Annotated in this window: 15 protein-coding genes; 10 read left to right on the top strand and 5 right to left on the bottom strand. The window is 73.7% G+C overall.

Annotated features, from left to right (window positions below; all coding sequences use genetic code 11):
- The first annotated feature begins 557 nt into the window (after positions 1 to 557).
- The gene (locus ACWDGI_RS18095; protein ID WP_450760111.1) at positions 558 to 2972 is read left to right on the top strand and encodes a SpoIIE family protein phosphatase; all 2415 of its coding nucleotides are present in this window, start codon (positions 558 to 560) and stop codon (positions 2970 to 2972) included.
- A gap of 439 nt (positions 2973 to 3411) precedes the next feature.
- Here ACWDGI_RS18095 and ACWDGI_RS18100 read toward each other — a convergent pair whose 3' ends face one another.
- Positions 3412 to 3804: a nuclear transport factor 2 family protein gene (locus tag ACWDGI_RS18100; RefSeq protein WP_450760113.1), complete on the bottom strand. Its 393-nt coding sequence runs from the start codon at positions 3802 to 3804 to the stop codon at positions 3412 to 3414.
- A 173-nt stretch (positions 3805 to 3977) separates the two neighbouring features.
- Between ACWDGI_RS18100 and ACWDGI_RS18105 the strand changes: the two genes are divergently transcribed.
- Positions 3978 to 5045 (top strand): 2-dehydropantoate 2-reductase, encoded by a 1068-nt coding sequence (locus ACWDGI_RS18105; RefSeq protein ID WP_450760115.1) that lies wholly within the window; start codon positions 3978 to 3980, stop codon positions 5043 to 5045.
- A gap of 96 nt (positions 5046 to 5141) precedes the next feature.
- Here ACWDGI_RS18105 and ACWDGI_RS18110 read toward each other — a convergent pair whose 3' ends face one another.
- A complete protein-coding gene (locus ACWDGI_RS18110) occupies positions 5142 to 7958 on the bottom strand; it encodes an AAA family ATPase (protein WP_450760117.1) in 2817 nt (938 codons plus the stop codon).
- A gap of 209 nt (positions 7959 to 8167) precedes the next feature.
- The gene (locus ACWDGI_RS18115) at positions 8168 to 8611 is read right to left on the bottom strand and encodes a hypothetical protein (RefSeq protein ID WP_450760119.1); all 444 of its coding nucleotides are present in this window, start codon (positions 8609 to 8611) and stop codon (positions 8168 to 8170) included.
- A gap of 449 nt (positions 8612 to 9060) precedes the next feature.
- On the opposite strand from ACWDGI_RS18115, the gene ACWDGI_RS18120 reads away from it, so the two are divergent.
- The 5 genes from ACWDGI_RS18120 to ACWDGI_RS18140 all read left to right on the top strand — a co-directional run bounded on the left by ACWDGI_RS18120 (position 9061) and on the right by ACWDGI_RS18140 (position 13202).
- Positions 9061 to 9918, top strand: coding sequence for an MBL fold metallo-hydrolase (locus ACWDGI_RS18120; RefSeq protein WP_450760121.1), 858 nt, complete (start codon positions 9061 to 9063; stop codon positions 9916 to 9918).
- 280 nt (positions 9919 to 10198) lie between these two features.
- Positions 10199 to 10537, top strand: a complete 339-nt coding sequence (locus ACWDGI_RS18125) for a helix-turn-helix domain-containing protein (RefSeq protein ID WP_450760123.1) — start codon at positions 10199 to 10201, stop codon at positions 10535 to 10537.
- A 232-nt stretch (positions 10538 to 10769) separates the two neighbouring features.
- A complete protein-coding gene (locus ACWDGI_RS18130) occupies positions 10770 to 10973 on the top strand; it encodes a cold-shock protein (protein ID WP_031482971.1) in 204 nt (67 codons plus the stop codon).
- Positions 10974 to 11152: 179 nt separating this feature from the next.
- Positions 11153 to 12691, top strand: coding sequence for a DEAD/DEAH box helicase (locus ACWDGI_RS18135; protein WP_450760125.1), 1539 nt, complete (start codon positions 11153 to 11155; stop codon positions 12689 to 12691).
- A 223-nt stretch (positions 12692 to 12914) separates the two neighbouring features.
- Positions 12915 to 13202, top strand: a complete 288-nt coding sequence (locus tag ACWDGI_RS18140; RefSeq protein WP_450760127.1) for an SCO5918 family protein — start codon at positions 12915 to 12917, stop codon at positions 13200 to 13202.
- Positions 13203 to 13442: 240 nt separating this feature from the next.
- Here ACWDGI_RS18140 and ACWDGI_RS18145 read toward each other — a convergent pair whose 3' ends face one another.
- Positions 13443 to 14324, bottom strand: a complete 882-nt coding sequence (locus ACWDGI_RS18145; RefSeq protein WP_450760129.1) for an LLM class flavin-dependent oxidoreductase — start codon at positions 14322 to 14324, stop codon at positions 13443 to 13445.
- A gap of 22 nt (positions 14325 to 14346) precedes the next feature.
- Positions 14347 to 15366 carry an aldo/keto reductase gene (locus ACWDGI_RS18150; RefSeq protein ID WP_450760131.1) on the bottom strand — a complete coding sequence of 340 codons (1020 nt, stop codon included), beginning with the start codon at positions 15364 to 15366 and terminating at the stop codon, positions 14347 to 14349.
- A gap of 165 nt (positions 15367 to 15531) precedes the next feature.
- Between ACWDGI_RS18150 and ACWDGI_RS18155 the strand changes: the two genes are divergently transcribed.
- From ACWDGI_RS18155 to ACWDGI_RS18165, 3 genes are all read left to right on the top strand, one after another.
- The gene (locus ACWDGI_RS18155) at positions 15532 to 16107 is read left to right on the top strand and encodes a TetR/AcrR family transcriptional regulator (RefSeq protein ID WP_450760133.1); all 576 of its coding nucleotides are present in this window, start codon (positions 15532 to 15534) and stop codon (positions 16105 to 16107) included.
- A gap of 24 nt (positions 16108 to 16131) precedes the next feature.
- The gene (locus ACWDGI_RS18160) at positions 16132 to 17667 is read left to right on the top strand and encodes an RNA polymerase subunit sigma-70 (RefSeq protein ID WP_450760135.1); all 1536 of its coding nucleotides are present in this window, start codon (positions 16132 to 16134) and stop codon (positions 17665 to 17667) included.
- 96 nt (positions 17668 to 17763) lie between these two features.
- Positions 17764 to 18534, top strand: a complete 771-nt coding sequence (locus tag ACWDGI_RS18165) for an SDR family oxidoreductase (RefSeq protein ID WP_450760137.1) — start codon at positions 17764 to 17766, stop codon at positions 18532 to 18534.
- Positions 18535 to 18804: the final 270 nt, after the last annotated feature.

Genomic DNA, 18804 nt, shown 5'->3' on the forward strand with positions numbered 1-18804 from the left:
GCTCCTCTTCGGCCGGCATCCGCCAGGCTCGGACCGCTTTGAGGTGCTTCACGGTAGAGCATCCCCACCGCCCGGGGGGACGACTTCACCCAACCCGGCCCGCCCTGCCCGGTCGCCGGCGGCCTCGCGTTCACGGGGACGCCGGGCGGCTGCGTGGCCACCCTGCGAACGAACCGGCCATCGGGGGCGAGGGCGCGCGCGCTCGGCCGCGCGGCGGGACCACCGGCGGGACCACCGGCGGGGCGCCGCTCGTCGCGGTGGTCCTCGACCCGCCGCCCCGGCACACGGGACCGCCACCAGGCGGCCCGAAGGACCTGCCGCCCGGACGTGGCCCCCGTCGCCGATCCTCGACCCACCGCCCCGGCACACGGGGGCCACCGCCGGGCGGCCCGAAGGATCCGACCGCCACCCCGGCACACGGGACCGCCACCAGGCTGCACGAGGGGCCTGCCGCCCAGGCCTGGCCGTCGTCGGTTGAAGGGCGCACCGTGCGGCGGGATGCTGGGAGCGGGTGCGGGTGCCCCGGACAGCCGGGCCGCCGGGCATCCGGAGGCACCATGGAGGGACGCGCACCGCAGGACCCGACGGCCGTACCGGACGACCTCGCGGTCGTCGTCGACGCCGACGGGTCCGTCCTGGTGTGGAGCGCCGGTGCCCGGCGGCTGCTCGGGTACGAACCCTCGGAGGTCGTCGGCCGCCCCGCCCGGAACCTGCTCGCCGCCGACCTGCCGGCGTCCGCGCGCCGTCACATCGCCGTCGCGCACCGCTGGTCCACCGAGGCGGCCCTGCGGCACCGCAACGGCGACCGGATCGTCGTACGCCTGCAGGGCATACCCCTCGCGGACGCGGGCGCCCGGCCGCTCTGGCTGGTGACCGATGCCGTGCGGACGGCCGTGTCCGGGCACGACCAGCCCGGGGCGGCGGCCCTGTGGTACCTCACGCTCGCCCAGCTGCCCATGCCGGTGGCGATCTACGACCGCGAGGCCCGGCTGGTCGCCGCCAACGAGGTCATGACCCGGATCATGGGCCTGTCCGTGGCGGAGATGCGCGGCCTGACCCTGCGGGAGATCGAGTCCGGGCCGCCCTTCGACGAGTACGACCGCCTCCAGCGGCAGGTGCTGCGCACCGGGCGGACCGTCTTCCACGAGCAGCACGGCCAGGCGCCCGGGGAGACCCGGGAGCACGCCTGGTCGATGTACTTCTCCCCGCTGAAGGACGAGTCCGACCGGGTGCAGGGCCTGTCCGCGATCGTCTTCGACACCACCGAGCAGTACTGGGCCCGCCGCCACCTGGCCGTCCTGAACGACGCCAGCCTGCGCATCGGCAGCACCCTGGACGTGACCAGGACCGCCGAGGAGCTCGCCGAGGTGGCCGTGGGCGGGTTCGCGGACTACGTCACCGTCGACCTGCTGGAGTCCGTCACCGAGGGCGACGAGCCGGCCCTGCTGACGCCGGGCGAGGCGATCACCGTACGCCGTGCCGCGCAGCGCTCGGTCCTGCCCGGCTGCCCGGAGCGGGTGGCCGAACCGGGCGACCCGATCCACTACCCGGTGGACACGCCCCCGATGTGGACCCTGCTCGCCGGTCACGGCACCCGCAACCGGCCGGGCGACCCCGGCATGCCGGAGTGGATCAGCGCCTCCCAGGCCCGCGCGGACACCGTCGCCCGGCACATGATCCACTCGGTGCTGATGGTCCCGCTGCGCGCCCGCGGTGTCACCCTCGGCCTGGTGCACTTCCTCCGGCACCGCACGCCCGAGTCGTTCACCGAGGACGACCAGCGGCTCGCGGAGGAGATCGTCGCCCGGGCCGCGGTGTGCGTGGACAACGCCCGCCGCTACACCGGGGAGCGCCGCACCGCACTCGCCCTCCAGCGCAGCCTGCTGCCCGGCCGGCCGCCGCCCGGCCTGGAGGCGACCGAGGTGGCCTACCGCTACCTCCCCACCGGGTCCGGCGCGGACGTCGGCGGCGACTGGTTCGACGTGATCCCGCTGTCCGGCGCCCGGGTCGCCCTGGTCGTCGGGGACGTCGTCGGCCACGGCATCCGCGCCTCGGCGACGATGGGCCGCCTGCGGACGGCGGTACGGACGCTGGCGGACGTCGACCTCGCGCCCGACGAACTCCTCACCCAGCTGGACGACCTCGTCATCAGGCTGGCCCGGGAGGAGGACCCCTGGACCACGTCGGGGGAGGTCGGCGCGACCTGCCTCTACGCCGTGTACGACCCGGTGTCCCGCCGCTGCACCATGGCCCGGGCCGGCCATCCGCCGCCCGCCCTGGTCACCCCCGGCGGCGCGGTCCGCCTCCTGGACCTCCCGGCCGGCCCGCCGCTCGGCCTCGGCGGTCTCCCCTTCGAGTCCACCGAGGTGGAACTGGCGGAGGGCAGCCTGCTCGCCCTCTACACCGACGGCCTGGTGCAGACCGCCGACCACGACATCGAGGTGGGCCTGGGCCTCCTCCGCCGCGCCCTCGCCGCCCCGGCCGCGCCCCTGGAGCAGACCTGCGACCGCGTCCTGCACACGGTGCTGACCGACCACCCGGCCGACGACATCGTGCTCCTGCTGGCCCGTACCCGCGCCCTGGACGCCGGGAAGGTCCGCACGTGGCAGCTCCCCCAGCACCCGGCGGCGGTCGCCGGGGCCCGCAAGATGGCCGGCCAGCAGCTGGAGGCCTGGGGTCTGACGGACGCGGCCTTCGCCACCGAGCTGATCGTCAGCGAGCTGGTCACCAACGCGGTCCGCTACGGCGACGGCCCGATCGCCCTCCGTCTGATCCGCGACGCGTCCCTGATCTGCGAGGTCTCAGACGGCAGCAGCACGGCCCCGCATCTGCGCCGGGCACGGGTCTACGACGAGGGCGGCCGGGGTCTGCTCCTGGTCGCCCAGCTCTCGGAGCGCTGGGGCAGCCGCCAGACGCCAACCGGCAAGACGATCTGGGCGGAACAGCCGCTGCCCGCGCCGGCCCTCGTCTAGTGGGTGACCGGAACGTCCCGGCGCGGAAGGTCGAGCACGGCGCAGCGGACCGCGGAGGCGACGAAGGTACCGACCACGCACCGGCCGGGGTGCGGCCCGCCGGGCTGTTCACGAGCGTGCGGAGCGGCGCCGGCGTCACGGCCGTTCGGCGGCCGGGGGATGCGCGGAGGGCGGTGTCCGCGCCACGCGGGCGGCCAGTTCCAGGAGTTCGTCGACCGACCACTGGTCGTAGGCGTGCTCGCCGTACTTGGTGGCGAGGACCTGGCCGCCGGGGGCGATGAGGGGACGGTGGCTATCTCCGAGTTGTCGCCCGCAGGGCTCGGCATGCTGCTCGACGGTCTCGAAGGACCCGGCGGTCCCGGCGGGCCGGGCGGGCCGGGCGGGCCGGGCGGGCCGGGCGGGCCGGGCGGGCCGGTGGGACCGGTGGGCCCCGGCGGTGTCAGCCGTTGATCACGCGGTCCACGACGAGGCTGTCGCTGACCTGCTGGAGCTTGACGAGCCTGCCGTCGCGGACGGTCCAGATGTGCATGAACCTGGCGTCGGCGCTCGCCCCCCGCTTGCTCACCGTGTGGTAGTGCCCGAGGGCGAAGACATGGTCCTCCCCGTCCGCGAAGTACTCGTCGCCCACGGGGTAGAAGGTGTCGAAGTTCTCCATCAGCGGGGCGAAGAAGTCCCGGCCCACGCTCTGCGGGCCGTGGTAGACCCGGCCGCCGGGGAAGCCGGGCGTGATGTCCCAGACGAGTTCCGGGTCCATGACCTCCTGGAAGACCTCCGGCGCCACCTTGGACTCGTAGAAACGACGGACGAGGGCGATGTTCTCCGAAGCGGGCATGGGGGGTGCTCCTCTGGCGGAAACTGACGTCGGATCAGGGGCGGGGTCTGTATCAGAGCGTGAGAGCGGCAAGGCGGCGAGGAGAAACGCCGTGCGACGGGTACGTGTGACGCCGTCGCCAAGGGGGCGCGAACGTGAGTACGGTTGATCACGAGCCTTCCGGAGGAGCCCCCATGCCACCCGAGCCACCCGTGTCACCCGAGCCCTCCGAGCCTTCGGTGGCCTCCGTGGCCCCCGCGTCCAAGCCCCGCTTCGCCGTTCTCGGCGCCGGCACCATCGGGTGTCATCTCGGCGGCCATCTGCTCGCCGCCGGATACGACGTGACGCTCATCGGACGGCCCGCGGCCATGGACGTGCTGCGCGAGCGGGGGCTCACCCTCAGTACCTCCGTCCGGCCGCCCGTCCGTCTCGCGCCGGAGCGGCTGGCGTTGGCCACCGGCCCACAGGCCGCGGCCGGCGCCGACTACGTGCTGGTCACCGTGAAGAGCGCCGGTACCGCGGCCGCCGCCGAGGACCTCGCCGCGCATCTCGCCCCCGGCGCGGTCGTGGTGAGCTTCCAGAACGGGCTGCACAACCCCGCCACCCTGCGCGCCGCGCTCCCCGGCCACACCGTGCTGGCCGGGATGGTGCCGTACAACGTGGTGCAGTCCGAGCCGGGTGCCGTGCACCAGGGCATGCCGGGCAGGCTCATGACCGAGCCGGACGACACGCTCGTCGCCGCCTTCCGCGAGGCGCACCTGGCCGTCGAGGCCCGTACCGACATGTCCGAGGTGCAGCACGCCAAGCTGCTGCTGAACCTCAACAACGCGATCAACGCCCTGTCCGGGCTGCCGCTCCGCGACCAGCTCGGCGGGCGGGCCTACCGCCGCTGCCTCGCCCTGTGCCAGCGGGAGGCCCTCGCCGTCTACCGCGCCGCCGGGGTCACCCCGGCCCGCCTCGGCCCCACCGCGCCCGCCGTCACCCCGTACGTCCTGGGGCTGCCCGACGGCCTCTTCCGCCGGCTGGCGGGGGCGACCCTGCGGATCGACGCCCACGCCCGCTCCTCGATGTGGGAGGACCTGCAACGCGGCCGGCCCACGGAGATCGACTCCCTCCAGGGCGAGATCGTCGCCCTCGCCACCGCCCACGGGCTGAGCGCACCCGCGAACGCCCGTCTGGTCACCCTGGTGCGTGCGGCGGAGGCCGAGCCGCGCACCTGGCAGGGCCCGGAGCTCTACGCCGAACTGCGCGCCGCCCGCTGAACGGGCGCGGACGGCAAGGGCCGTGACCGGGCTCCTCGGAGAGCGAACCGGCCACGGCCCCTCGGCCCACGACGGTGTCAGACCCGGCCGTGCCGGTCACAGGTGTTGTCGCCGCTGCCCGCCGGCCGGTGGCGTGCCCTGCCGGTCGATGAGGGCGCGGAGTTGGTGGCGGCCCGCGATGCCCAGCTTGGGGTAGGAGCGGTACAGGTGTGAGGCGACCGTGCGCGGGGACAGGAAGAGCCGGTCGGCGATCTCGCCGTTGGTCAGGCCGTGTCCGGCCAGGACGACGATCTCGCGCTGCTGGGCGGTGAGTCCGTCCAGCGCGCCCGGGGCGGCCGGCGGGGCCTGCACGGGGACACCGCAGGCCCGCAGTTCGGACTCCGCGCGCCGGGTCCAGGGCACGGCGCCCAGGCGGCGGAACGTCTCCAGGGCGGCGGCCAGGACGGGCTTGGCGTCGTTGATGCGGCGGCGCCGGCGCAGCCACTCCCCGTGGTCCAGCTGGAGCTGGGCCCGCTCGAACGGCCAGGCGTCTCCGGCGGGATCGGCGAGCGGCGCGGCGAAGTGGGCCTCCGCCTCGTCGGGGTCGGCGAGCAACCCGCGGGCTCGGGCGGCGAGTTGTTCCAGGCGCGGTCCGGGCGCGGGCTTCAGCAGGGCCACGGCGCGCTCCAGCACCGTCCGTGCCTCGAGGTGCCGTTCGCAGCGCGCCGCGGCGGCGGCGAGATCGGCGACGGCGAGATACGAGAAGTGGTGGTGCAGGGGGGTGCCGTCGGCCGCGAAGAGCCGGCTGAGCTGGGCGTAGGCGGTGCCGTGGTCGCCCTGGGCCAGTGCGGCGAGCCCGGCCGCCTGCCGGATCCGGGCCGCGAACCCGCGGTACTCGGAGGTGTCCACGGCGGCACGCACCCGGGCCAGCAGCGGTGCCACCTGCTCGTGTTCACCGCGCAGGGCCGCCACGACGGCCGTGGTGAGGTCGGCCGAGCCGGCGACGGTCTCCATCTTGTAGGCCGCGGCGATGTCCCTCGCCTCACGGGCGGCCGCGAGCGCGTCGTCCCAGCGCCCGCTGTCGACACACGCCCACTCCAGGGCCGACAGGACCCCGCCGCTCGCACCGCGCACGCCGGGGGCGCGCAGCCGGCTCAGCGCCTCCCGCAGCACCCTGACCGCGAGTTCGGTCTCGTCCAGGACCCAGGCCGCGGCGCCGACCGTGCCCGGGTCGAAGAGGGGGCCCTGGGATCCCCGGGCCCCCCGGGAGCCGTCCGTCAGCCGCCGCAGCCGGGGCACGAGGTCGGCTCGCTCGCCGAACGGGTCCGTGCAGGCCCGGATCCAGAGGCGGTACTCCTCGGCACGGGCGGCGGGCCAGCCCTCCGACCCGTCCCCGGAGCCGAGGGCGTCCAGAGCGTCGAGGGCCGCGCGTGTCTTGTCGCGGACCTCCGGGAGTCCGGTCTGGTGGACCACCGTGGCGGCCATCCAGGCGGCCTGCCAGGCGATGGCCGGCAGCTTCGGGGCGGCCTCCGCGGCGACGGACAGGAGGGTGTCGATCGCGTCGGCGTTGCGGTTGGACCACAGCAGCGACCAGCCGATGTCCAGCCGGGCGGCGATCCGCAGGTCCGGATCGGACGTCAGGGTGAGCACCCGGCCCGCCAACTCCCTCACCCAGTCGGCCTGTCCGGCGGGCAGCGCGAGGTCGGCGGCGGCCAGCAGCCGGCGGGCCCTGTCGGGTTCGCCGGGGCTCAGCTCGGCGGCGCGCTCCAGGGCACGCGCGGCAGCGGCGGCACCGCCACGCCGTTGTGCCTGGGTCGCGCTGTCCTCGAGGAGCGCGGCCAGCTTCTCGTCGGGTTCCAGGGCCGCGGCGGCCAGGTGCCAGGCGTGCCGGTCCGGCTGGTCGCGGAGCGCGTCGGCGACCTGCCGGTGCGCGGCGGCCCGCTCGGCGAAGGACGCGGCGTGGTAGACGGCCGACCGGGTCAGCGGATGGGCGAACTGCGGGCCCGGGGTGTCCAGGCGGATCAGCCCCGCCGCCTCCGCCGGGGCGAGCGCGTCGGCGGACAGCCCCGGTATCGCCGTGGTGAGGTCCGGGCTGTCGGCGGCGGCCGCGAGCAGCAACGCGGACCGGGCGGCCGCGGGCAGGGTGACGTACTGGGCGGCCATGATCGCGGTCAGCTGCCCGGTCGGCGGCAGCGGCTGGGCGGTCCAGCGGCGCCCCGCGTCGGGATCCGCGGCGATCATCCTGGCCAGCTCGATCAGCGCCAGCGGGTTGCCGGCCGCCTGCGCCAGGACCTGTTCACGCAGCCGGCCGTGCGGCGGGTGCGGCTGGGCGTCCAGGAGCAGGCCGGCGTCCGCCCGGGCCAGCGGCCGTAGCAGCAGCTGGGGCAGGTCCCGTTCGAAACCGGCGGGGGGTACGGGCCCTCGCGCACCGGCGAGCAGCACGAGCCGCTCCGACTCCAGCCGGCGGGCGGTGAAGGCGAGCGCGTCGAGCGAGGCACGGTCCAGCCACTGCGTGTCGTCGACGACGACCAGCAGCGGCCGCTCGTCGGACAGCTCGGACAGCAGGGTGAGTACGGCGATCCCGGTGAGCAGCGGGTCCGGCGGCACGGGCTCCGCGGAGAGCCCGAACGCACCGCGCAGCGCCTCCGCCTGCCGGGGCGGCAGACCGGCCACCCGGTCCAGCAGCGGACGCAGCAACTGGTGCAGCCCGGCGAACGCCAGATCCCGCTCCGACTCCCGGCCGGTGGTCGCGAGCACCCTCATCCCGGCCGCCCCGGCCGCCCGCGCGGCCTCGGCCAGCAGGGCGGTCTTGCCCAGGCCCGGATCGCCCAGGAGCAGCAGAACCCGGCTCTCCTGGTGGGGCGGGGCGACCAGCTCCCGCAGCCGGGACAACTCCGCACGCCGCCCGACCACGGCCGTGTCCTCGCCGGTCATCGCGGAAACGCCACCCTCACCCGGCCCAATATAGGGCGCATCGATGAGCCCTACCGCGACACCGGCCCCGCGGACGACGGCGACGGCGACGACGATGGCGACGGCTACGGCGACGACGACGACGGTGTGCCGCTGATCCTGCCTCGATCCGGGCCACCCTGGCCGGGGCCTTGATCCACGAACAGGCGTGAGTACCGGGTGCTAGCCCGTCACCGGTCGCCGGCCGCCGACCGCAGCTCCGCGATCTGCTTGCGGGCCGCTGCGACGAGTTCGTCGTTGGTGTGGGCGTGGCCGGCCAGCCCCCATCCGCCGGGCACGGCCTCGGTCAGCAGCACCCAGGTGCGGTCCGCGAGGGCCGGGTCGGCGGCGGCCTCCGCGACCATGCCGGTGAACCGGCGCACCACCGCGAGCTGCTTGTCACGGTCGAGCGCGCCCGCATTGGTCAGCACCTGCACGCGGACGTGGTCGGAGGCGCCGTCTACGTTCGAGAGGTCACCGGCCGGCAGCTCGTGGACGAAGGCGGCGGTGTTCTGGCGGAACATCGCGATGTCCGGGACCTCCTCGATGGCCATCAGGGCCGCGGCGAGGTCCCGGGCGAGCCGGTGCTTGTCCGGGAACGTGCCGGTCGTGGCATACACGTCGATCATCGGCATGGCGTAGTCCTTCTGCTCCTTCGTGTGACGGGTGGCCCGACCGCGCCGGGTGGCCGAGGCAACCACCCGGTGGATTCCCGTGCGCGCTCGGGGCCGCGGGTCCGGTCGAGCGCGTCGAGTCCGGACCATCTCCCGGTCGGAGCGGGCGAATTCGAAGATCCGTGTGTTCTCGTGGACGCGCGCGCGGTGCGTCGACTCGCGACGACGACGCCCTGCCGGAGGACCCGGACCACCAGCATCCGGCCGCGCCCCACCCGGTGGTATCAGCAACATGACTGCACCGGGGCCCGTCCGCCGGACAGGCCCCGCCCGGCCGGCGACACGCCGGACCCTGCAGGTGAGCATGTCCGGGGCGGGCCCGGGCGGCCCCCAGGTCGCAGCGGGCGTCGGCGGGTGGTGCGGTCATCATGCGGATACGTCCTGGCCGCTCCAGGCACGATCATGTGGCGATGAGCCTTGACTTCGACGTGTTCGTGGCGGGTCCCAAGCCGATCCCGAGTGCGGTGCCGGAATTCGAGGAGGCGGTGGGGCCGGCCACCTGGCCGCCCAGCACCGCGACCCTGATCAGCGACGACGAGGGCGCCCTGCTGGTCGACTGCCTGATCACCGTGCGGGAGGGGCGGGAGCTGGCCGAGTGGGTGAGGTCCCACGACCGCGAGCCCGACCACGTCTACATCACCCATCCGCACGCCGACCACTTCCTCGGGCTGTCGGAGATCCTCACGGCGTTCCCGCGGGCCAGGCCGGTGGCCCTGGCGGACTCCGTCCCCGCGATGCGGGAGCAGATCTCGCCGGGCTATCTGAAGGTCTGGGGCGGGTTCTTCCCCGGTGGGCTGACCGCCGAGCCCGTCGCGCCCGGACCGCTGGCGGGCACCACCCTCCCGGTCGGAGCCGCGACGGCCACGGTGATCCCGGTCGGGACCACCGACACCGGGCACTCCAGCGTCGTCCACGTCCCCGAGCTGAGCCTGGTCGTCTCCGGTGACGTCGTCTACAACCGGACCCACATGTGGCTGGCGGGCTCCACCCCCGACTCCCGGGCCGACTGGGCGCGGGCCCTGGACACCGTGGCGGCGCTGGCGTCCGACACCCTGATCGCCGGCCACCGCGACCCCTCGGCCCCCGATGACGACGCCCGCCGCCAGATCGACGAGAGCCGCCGCTACCTGGCCGACTTCGAGACGGCCCTGGCCCGCAGCTCCGCACCGGCCGAGCTGATCGACCGGCTGACGGCCGCCCACCCCGACCTGGCCAACCCCTACACCCTGTGGGTCGCCGCCCACGACCTGCTGGGCGGCGGAGGCTGACCCCACCGGCCGAGACGGACCGCCCACGCGAACCCGTCGCCGCGCGGACCCGCCGTCCCGACCTGGGCGATACGCCGAACGGACTGATCGCGCGCCGGGCGCGGGCCGCCGGCCACGCCGCGCGCGGGCCCGACGGCCGGCAGAAATCTGTCACGGCGGAGCCACATCTTCAGGGCTGCCGGAGTTAGGGTTGCCCTGCGACGCGGATGGTGCCGGATCCTTCGGAGACCGGTGCCAGGCCCGCCCGGGCCCCCCGCCGCGTCCCCGAAACGAAGGTGTCATGCCCGCTGAGAACGCCCCGGTCGCCGGCAACCTCGACGATGACGACTACCCCGCCTACACCATGGGACGGGCCGCCGCCGTTCTCGGCACAACCCCCGCCTTCCTCCGCTCCGTCGGCGACGCCGGGCTGATCGCCCCGTTGCGTTCGCAAGGCGGTCACCGCAGGTACTCCCGCCGTCAACTGCGCATCGCCGCCCGCGCCCGGGAGCTGGTCGACCAGGGCACCCCCGTCGAGGCCGCGTGCCGGATCATCTCCCTGGAGAACCAGCTGGAGGACGCCCTCCGGCTGAACCGGGAGATAAGCCGGAAGCTCGACGGGTGCCGCACGGATACCTAGTGCCGCCAGCACAGAAATGCCCCCGACGGCGGCACTAGAATTCCCGTGCGGCCCCGAAAACACATGGCCGCTTACAGCCCACCTGTGTTAGCGTGATAGCAGTTGCAGTTTTGGTTGCCAGAGAAATTTTTTCTTTGTAAAGCTTTCCGGATCATTCCGGAGGGGTGATCATCGCGGCGACTCGGCTTCGTAAAGTGCGGAGTCCGGCACTGCCCCTCAAGGGAGATTCAATATGGCATCTGGCACCGTGAAGTGGTTCAACGCGGAAAAGGGCTTCGGCTTCATCGAGCAGGAGGGTGGCGGCCCCGACGTCTTCGCCCACTACTCGAACATCGCCACCCAGGGCTTCCGCGAGCTTCAGGAAGGCCAGAAGGTGACCTTCGACGTCACGCAGGGCCAGAAGGGCCCGCAGGCCGAGAACATCGTTCCCGCCTGAAGCTGACGCGAACCGTGGCGAGCCACTAGCTCGCACGATTTGAGGCTGGGGCCCGCGCTCTTGGGGTGCGGGCCCCAGCTTTTTCCTTTTTTTCTCCGGCTCATTCTTGTGATTCCTCGCGCGGTCACCCGCCCGCCGGCCGGAATTCCTCGATACGCCGCATCGAGGAAGGTTCCTTCTTGAACCGCACCCGCCGCACCGGCGGCAGTTCCGGCCGCCACCGCACGGACCGCAACACCGCACGCTCGGCAGGCTCCAGTTCCACCCCCGGCAACCGCTTCCGCGGCCAGGGATCCGGCCACCAGGGCCCCCGTCAGGGCGCCGGCACCGGCCGCAAGAACGGCCAGGCCCAACGTTCCGCCCCGCGCCGCCAGGAGTTCGCCCTGCCGGTCACCCTCACCGAGCCGCTGCCCGCAGTCGAGACGTTCGACGAACTGGACATGCCCGAGCGGCTGCTGGCGGCCCTCCGCACCGAAGGCGTGACCGTCCCCTTCCCGATCCAGGCAGCCACCCTGCCGAACGCGCTGGCCGGCCGGGACGTCCTGGGCCGGGGCCGCACGGGCTCGGGCAAGACGCTCGCCTTCGGCCTGCCGCTGCTGGCCCGCCTGGACGGGCAGCGTGCCCAGCCCAAGCAGCCGCTCGCCCTGATCCTCGTCCCCACCCGCGAGCTGGCCCAGCAGGTCACCGACGCGCTCACCCCCTACGCCCGCGCCCTGCGCCTGCGGCTCGCCACCGTGGTCGGCGGCATGTCGATCGGCCGTCAGGTCAGCGACCTGCGTGCCGGCGCCGAGGTCGTCGTCGCGACGCCCGGCCGGCTCCGGGACCTCATCGAGCGGGGCGCCTGCCGGGTGGACCAGGTCAACATCGCCGTCCTCGACGAGGCCGACCAGATGGCCGACATGGGCTTCATGCCGCAGGTGACCGCACTGCTCGACCAGGTCCCGGCCGGCGGCCAGCGGCTGCTGTTCTCGGCCACCCTGGACCGGAACATCGACCTCCTGGTCCGCCGCTACCTCCACGACCCCGTCGTGCACTCGGTCGACCCGTCCGCGGGCGCGGTCACCACCATGGAGCACCACCTGCTGCATGTGCGCGACGCCGACAAGGAGACCGCCGCCACCGAGATCGCGGCCCGTGACGGACGCGTGCTGATGTTCCTGGACACCAAGCACGCGGTGGACCGGCTCGCCAAGCGGCTGCTCGCCGTCGGTGTGCGGGCCTCGGCGCTGCACGGCGGCAAGTCCCAGTCGCAGCGCACCCGGACACTCGCCCAGTTCAAGGACGGCCACGTCTCGGTCCTGGTCGCCACCAACGTCGCCGCCCGCGGCATCCACGTCGACGGCCTCGACCTCGTCGTCAACGTCGACCCGCCCGCCGACCACAAGGACTACCTGCACCGCGGCGGCCGTACCGCGCGCGCCGGCGAGACCGGAACCGTCGTGACCCTCGTCCTGCCGCACCAGCGGCGCGCCGTGGACCGCCTGATGACGGACGCCGGGATCACCGCGAGTGCCGTCCAGGTCCGTCCCGGTGAGGCCGAACTGCATCGCATCACCGGCGCCCGCACCCCCTCGGGTGTGCCCGTCACCCTGGCCCCACCGGCCACCGAGGCGGCACGCGAGGGCACACGGTCCGCCGGCCGCGGCCGGGGCCGTGGTCGCGGAGGCCGGTCCTCCGCCGCCCGCACCCGCCGTACCTCCTCAAGGGCCGATTCGTAGCCGAAGGAGGACCAGCTCACTGCCGGAGCACGGGGACGCGCTCCCGGCGGCCTGGCCGAGCCCACGCCCGTCCCGCCCGCCCCGACGCTGGACCGCACCCCGGACGTGTCCGCCGTGGTCGACGAAACACGGATACACCCCGGGCGTTCTCGCCCTCACCCCCTGACAGCCGTCCGAAACCCCGTCCCGCCGCGTCTCGCGGTCGCCCCCTGAGGAGGCATCCATGCGTGTTGTCATCGCCCGTTTCCCCTTCGACCTGACCAAGAGCGAGGTCGAACAGTCGATGAGCAGCCACACGCCCGAACCTGTCACCGGCGTCGGCGTGACCATCGACGGCCGTGTCTACCCCGTGATGCAGGTCGGTGAGGTGATCACCCGGCAGAACCGGCGCGACTTCACGACGCTGGAAATGCGCCGCGCACTGACCCGCCTCGGATTCACCTGCCACGACCCGCGCCCGGTGACTCCGCCCCGGGAGGAGCGCGCCGACGAGGACGTCCTCGGCTGGTGACACCCTCCGGGCGACCGCGAGTACTGCGCGGATCGCGGGTTGGAAAGCCTGAGATGTGGCACCCGGATCCTGAGCGGGCCGTACTTCGGTAGGAGCGGCCGACGGTTCAGCAAAGAGCCGCACACCGCACAGACCCGGCACGCCCCGCTCAGCCGGTTGTCGCCGTGGGGCTGCCCGGCGGCAACCGGTACGCCACGCGTCCGGGACGACATCTCTTCCCCCCTCTCTCCCCCGGGGAAGTCAGGCCTCCTTGTCGATCAGTTCGTCTGTCACCCAGCTCGCGACTCCCTCCGGATACGGGGCCGGCAGGCCCAGGACGATGTGCCGGAAGCCGGCGTTCAGTGCCTCCGCGATCGCGGTGCGGGTCGTTTCCGGGTGGTCGTAGGAGACGGGAAGATGGATGGAGCGGGCGATCTCGGCGGGGTCGCGGCCGATCTCCGAGCAGTAGCGGTCCAGAAGGGCACTGCGGCGCACGCAGTCCTCGATGTCGCCGCCCGGGATGTTCCAGAGGTCGGCGTGTTCGGCGGTCACCCGCAGGGTCGCCGCCGAGCGGCCCCCGATCAGGATCGGCGGATGCGGGCGCTGGACGGGTTTGGGGTTGGCGAAGGCACCGGTGAGCTGGTGGTGGGTGCCGTGGAAGTCGAAGGGTTCGGCGGCCGTCCACAACCGGCGGATCAGGGCGCAGGCCTCGGCGAGGTTCTCGACGGCCTGTGCCGGAGGGATGAAGGGCAGGCCGTGCGCCCGGTATTCGCGGCGGGCCTCGGGCGGGTGCGGCCGTGAGCCGACACCGATGCCGAAGTCGAGCCGGCCGCCGGAGACGACGTCGACGGTCGTGGCGATCTTCGCCAGTATCGCGGGCGGCCGGAGACGGTTGCTGGTCACCAGGAGCCCGAGGCGCAGCCGTCGCGTCTGGGCGGCCAGGGCGGACAGCAGCGTCCAGCCCTCGAAGATCGGCCCTTCGGGATCGCCGCCGATCGGCATGAGGTGGTCGAAGAGCCAGGCGTGCTCGATCTGGGGAATCGCGTCCGCCTCCCGCCAGACCCGCAGGACGTCGTCGTACGACACCTGCATGGGAGCGGTCATGATCCCGAAGCGGGGTGGGGTCGTGGTCGTGGATGCCATGGGGCGGCCTCTCTGCCGTTGGTCAGCGGCGGCGCAGCAACGGGTCGAGCAGAGCGGGCGGGGTGTCGTGCTTCTCGTGGGCGGCCAGGTCGGTGCCGGGCGCGACGATCGCGTCGATCGCGTCGAGGACATCGGCGGAGAGCACCGTGTCGGCGGCGGCGAGCTGGGAGTTCAGGTGGTCCTGGGTGCGGGGGCCGATGAGGGCGCTGGTGACGGCGGGGTGCGCGGTGACGAAGCCGAGCGCGAGCTGGATCAGGGTCAGTCCGGCCTCCTCGGCCACGGCGGCGAGCCGCTCCACGGCGTCGAGCCGGGCCTGGTTGGCGGGCAGGGCGAGATCGAAGCGGTCGGGAAGGAGCTGGGACCGGTTGGTCGTGATGGGCCGGCCCTTGCGCACGGCCCCCGACAGCCAGCCCGAGGCCAGCGGGCTCCACGCCAGCACGCCCATCCCGTACTCCTCGGTCACCGGCAGCACGTGGGCCTCGACGCCGCGCTGGAGCAGGGAGTAGCTGGGCTGTTCGGTGACGTAACGGCTCAGGTGGTGCTCGCGCGCCGCCCATTGGCCCTGCACGATCCGGTACGCCGGGAAGGTCGAGGAGCCGAAGTGGCGGATCTTTCCCGCGCGTTGCAGGTCGGTCAGCGCCGACAGGGTCTCCTCGTCGCTCGTGGCCGGGTCCCAGCGGTGTATCTGGTAGAGGTCCACGTGGTCGACGCCGAGCCGGCGCAGGCTGTTCTCCAGCCCGGTGACCAGCCACCGCCGTGAACCGCCGCGGTGATTGCGCTCGTCGCCCATCGGCATGCCCGCCTTCGTGGCCAGCACGATGTCCTCACGGCGGCCGGCGATCGCCTTGCCGACCATCTCCTCCGACTCGCCCTGGCCGTACATGTCGGCGGTGTCGATCAGGTTGATGCCGGCGTCCAGCGCGGCGTCGACGATCGCCGTCGCCTCCGCCTGCGTGGTGCGGCCGACCGCGCCGAAGTTCATCGCGCCGAGCGCGAGCGCGCTGACCTGCACACCGGTACGGCCCAAGCTGCGGTACTGCATGACCGGGTCTCCTCACATTGACGTAACACAACACAAAGACAACAGGGACGAACCAGAAAGCGGGACGATGTCCCGTTTCACGTCTTCGACGATACGGAACGCTGTCCCGTTTAGCAACGCCCCGATAGGGTGACACCGGAGGGAGCACCCGACGAAGGACGGACGATGAAGGACGAGGAGCAGGCGGTCCGGCCCCGCCGGGCGGACGCCCGGCGCAACGAGACGACCCTGCTGGAGGCGGCCGCGGCGGCGTTCGTCGCGTCGGGCGTGGAGGCGCCGGTACGCGACATCGCGGCCCGGGCGGGCGTCGGCACGGCGACGATCTACCGGCACTTCGCGACCCGCGCGGACCTGATCATCGCCGTCTACCGGCACCAGGTGGAGGCCTGCGCCGAGGCCGGCCCGGCCCTGCTGGCCGACGCGCCCGGCCCGTACGACGCGCTGCGCAGCTGGATCGACCTCTTCGTGGACTTCCTGGTCACCAAGCACGGCCTCGCCGCGGCCCTGCGCTCCGACCAGGCGGGCTTCGACACCCTGCACGCCCACTTCCTGGACCGTCTGGTGCCGGTCTGCACCCGGCTCCTCGACGCGGCGACCGAGTCCGGCGAGATCCACACCGACATCGCCGCGATCGAGCTGATGCGCGGCGTCGGCAACCTCTGCATCGGCGCGGAGAACGACCCCGGCTACGACGCCCGCCGACTCGTCGCCCTTCTCGTCACCGGGCTGGGCCGGACATGACACACCGGGCATAAGGTGCCGGGCATGAGAGGCAGTTGCGAGGCCTGCGGCAACCCGATCGAGAGCGGCGGCGGCCCCGGCCGTACCGCGTCGTACTGCTCCCAGGCCTGCCGCCAGCGGGCCTACCGGCAACGGCGACGGGCGGACGGCACGCCCCCGGCCAGGGAACTGCTCTCGGACCTCGGGGACCGGCTCGGGCGGGTGCGGCTGGCGCCGGGGACCGCGTTCCACGCGGACGTGGAGGACCTCACCACCCGCTTCGCCCAGCTACGACGCCTCGCCCGGGAGGCCGGGGAGGGGTCGGGGTCGGGGTCGGGGCAGGGGCAATCGTCGGGGCGGCGGCCGGGCCGGACCGCCCTCGGAGGCGTCGACGCGGGAGGCGTCACGACCGCCGGTGCGGGAGGCGTAACGACGGTCAGTGCGGGAGACGTAACGACGGTCAGCGCGGGAGACGTCACAGCGGCCGACGCGAAAAACGTCACGGAACACGTCACCCCCGCCGCCCCGGAAATCGTCACGGGAAGCGTCGCACCGGCCGCCCCGGAAATCGTCACGCCCCCGACCGAGACGAAATCCGACGACACCGACTTCACCGCCCTCGTCGAGGGCCACCGCCGCGAACTGCGCGTGCACTGCTACCGGTTGCTCGGGTCCTACGACGAGGCCGAGGACCTCACCCAGGAGGCGTTCCTGCGGGCCTGGCGGGCCAAGGAGACCCTGGACGGGGTCGACAACACCCGCGCCTGGCTGTACCGGATCGCCACCAACCTGTGCCTGGACTTCCTGCGCAGGCAGAACCGGCGCCCGGTCCCCTACGAACCCGTGCCGGGCATGGACTCGGGCGACGGTCCGCCGCCACCCCGTATGCCCTGGCTGCAGCCGTTCCCCGACGACCAGTTGCCCGAGCCCGCCGCGCCGCAGCACGAGCCCGACGAGCAGGCCGTGGCCGGCGAGACCCTGGAGCTGGTCTTCCTCACCGCCATCCAGCAGCTCCCGCCCCGCCAACGGGCCGCGGTGATCCTGCGTGATGTGGCCGGCTGGTCGGCGCGGGAGACCGCCGACCTGCTGGGCGCGAGCCTCGCCTCGACCAACAGCGCGGTGCAGCGCGGCCGTTCGGCTCTTCGGGAGGCGCTGCCCGGACGCCGGGAGGACTGGTCGGCCCCGGCCACCGCCCCCAGCGCGACGGACCTGGCCCTGCTCCAGCGCTACATGGAAGCCGCCGCCCGCGCCGACATCGACGCCATGGTCGACCTCGTCCGCGAGGACGCGGTGCTCACCATGCCGCCGAACCCGTTCTGGTTCACCTCCCGCGACGCGCTCTTCGGCTTCGTCCGTCCCAACCTCGACCCGGCGTCCCCGATGTTCGCAGGCCACTGGCGCCACCTGCCCGTGCGCGCCAACGGCCAGCCCGCCGTGGCCGGTTACCTGCAACGCCCCGGGACCAGCGTCTTCCGCGCCCAGCTCATCGACGTGCTGCGGATCGAGGGCGGCCGGATCGCCGAGATCACCACCTTCGAGCCCCACCTCTTCCCGGCCTTCGGCCTGCCGATGACACTCTGAACCGAACCGAACCGATTCGATGAGACCGATGAGTTCACGGCTGCCGCGCGTCCTATGAGGCAACGGACATTCACGAAGCCGAACGGAGCTCCAGTCATGTTGCTGAAGGACAAGGTCGCGGTCGTGTACGGCGGAGCCGGTGCGCTCGGGGCCGGGGTGGCGCGGGAGTACGCACGGGCCGGGGCGCGGGTGTTCCTGGCCGGGCGTACGGCGGCGACGCTGCGGGAGGTCGCGGCGGAGACCGGCGCCGAGTTCGACGTGGTCGACGCCGAGGACGAGGCCGCCGTCGAGGCGCACGCGGAAGCCGTGGTCGAGCGGGCGGGCCGGATCGACGTCTCCCTCAACCTCGTACCGCGCGGGGACCTCCAGGGCGTCCCGCTGACCGAGATGTCGGTCGAGGACTACACCCGGCCGGTGGTGCGGGGCATCGCCTGCCAGTTCATCACCGCCAAGGCGGCCGCGCGCCGGATGGCCGCGCAGGGTTCGGGTGTGATCCTCGCCCTGAACAGCGGTTCCCACAACGGCACCCCGATGCTCGGCGGTACGGGCGCCGCCGACGGCGCGATCGACGCGCTCGTCCGGCAGCTCGCCCAGGAGGTCGGCCCGTCCGGCGTCCGGGTCTGCGGGATCTGGGCCGCCGGGGTCACCGACACGCTCACCCCGGAGAAGCTGAGCGCGGCGGGCGCCCCGGCGATGGACGAGGCGGCGGTTGCCGGTATCCGCGCCCACCTGGATTCGCTGCGGATGACGAAGCGCTCTCCGCGGATCGCGGACATCGCGGCGCTGGCCGCGTTCCTCGCCTCGGACGCCGGGGTCGCCCTCACCGGCACCTGGGTCAACGCGACCGCCGGGATGTTCCCCAGCTGACGCCACGGCCCCAGACGCCGGGTGGGAACCGAGGTCACCGGTCCGGACGCCGGGTGCGAACCTTGGTCGCCGGTCCGGACGCCGGGTGGAACGGGGGGCACCGTCCCGGACGCCGGGTGCGGACCCCGGTCACCGGTCCGGACGCCGGGTGGAACGGGGGGTCACCGACCCAGGCGCCGGGTGCGGACCCCGGTCACCGGTCCGGACGCCGGGTGGAACGGGGGGTCACCGACCCAGGCGCCGGGTGCGGACCCCGGTCACCGGTCCGGG

Source organism: Streptomyces sp. NPDC001220, from assembly GCF_053597895.1.

What these genes read in the sequence shown, in the direction of transcription:
- ACWDGI_RS18095 (WP_450760111.1), top strand. Translation starts at nt 558, where the DNA reads ATGGAGGGACGCGCACCGCAGGACCCGACGGCCGTACCGGACGACCTC.
- ACWDGI_RS18100 (WP_450760113.1), bottom strand. Translation starts at nt 3,804, where the DNA reads ATGCCCGCTTCGGAGAACATCGCCCTCGTCCGTCGTTTCTACGAGTCC.
- ACWDGI_RS18105 (WP_450760115.1), top strand. Translation starts at nt 3,978, where the DNA reads ATGCCACCCGAGCCACCCGTGTCACCCGAGCCCTCCGAGCCTTCGGTG.
- ACWDGI_RS18110 (WP_450760117.1), bottom strand. Translation starts at nt 7,958, where the DNA reads ATGACCGGCGAGGACACGGCCGTGGTCGGGCGGCGTGCGGAGTTGTCC.
- ACWDGI_RS18115 (WP_450760119.1), bottom strand. Translation starts at nt 8,611, where the DNA reads ATGCCGATGATCGACGTGTATGCCACGACCGGCACGTTCCCGGACAAG.
- ACWDGI_RS18120 (WP_450760121.1), top strand. Translation starts at nt 9,061, where the DNA reads ATGAGCCTTGACTTCGACGTGTTCGTGGCGGGTCCCAAGCCGATCCCG.
- ACWDGI_RS18125 (WP_450760123.1), top strand. Translation starts at nt 10,199, where the DNA reads ATGCCCGCTGAGAACGCCCCGGTCGCCGGCAACCTCGACGATGACGAC.
- ACWDGI_RS18130 (WP_031482971.1), top strand. Translation starts at nt 10,770, where the DNA reads ATGGCATCTGGCACCGTGAAGTGGTTCAACGCGGAAAAGGGCTTCGGC.
- ACWDGI_RS18140 (WP_450760127.1), top strand. Translation starts at nt 12,915, where the DNA reads ATGCGTGTTGTCATCGCCCGTTTCCCCTTCGACCTGACCAAGAGCGAG.
- ACWDGI_RS18145 (WP_450760129.1), bottom strand. Translation starts at nt 14,324, where the DNA reads ATGGCATCCACGACCACGACCCCACCCCGCTTCGGGATCATGACCGCT.
- ACWDGI_RS18150 (WP_450760131.1), bottom strand. Translation starts at nt 15,366, where the DNA reads ATGCAGTACCGCAGCTTGGGCCGTACCGGTGTGCAGGTCAGCGCGCTC.
- ACWDGI_RS18155 (WP_450760133.1), top strand. Translation starts at nt 15,532, where the DNA reads ATGAAGGACGAGGAGCAGGCGGTCCGGCCCCGCCGGGCGGACGCCCGG.
- ACWDGI_RS18160 (WP_450760135.1), top strand. Translation starts at nt 16,132, where the DNA reads ATGAGAGGCAGTTGCGAGGCCTGCGGCAACCCGATCGAGAGCGGCGGC.
- ACWDGI_RS18165 (WP_450760137.1), top strand. Translation starts at nt 17,764, where the DNA reads ATGTTGCTGAAGGACAAGGTCGCGGTCGTGTACGGCGGAGCCGGTGCG.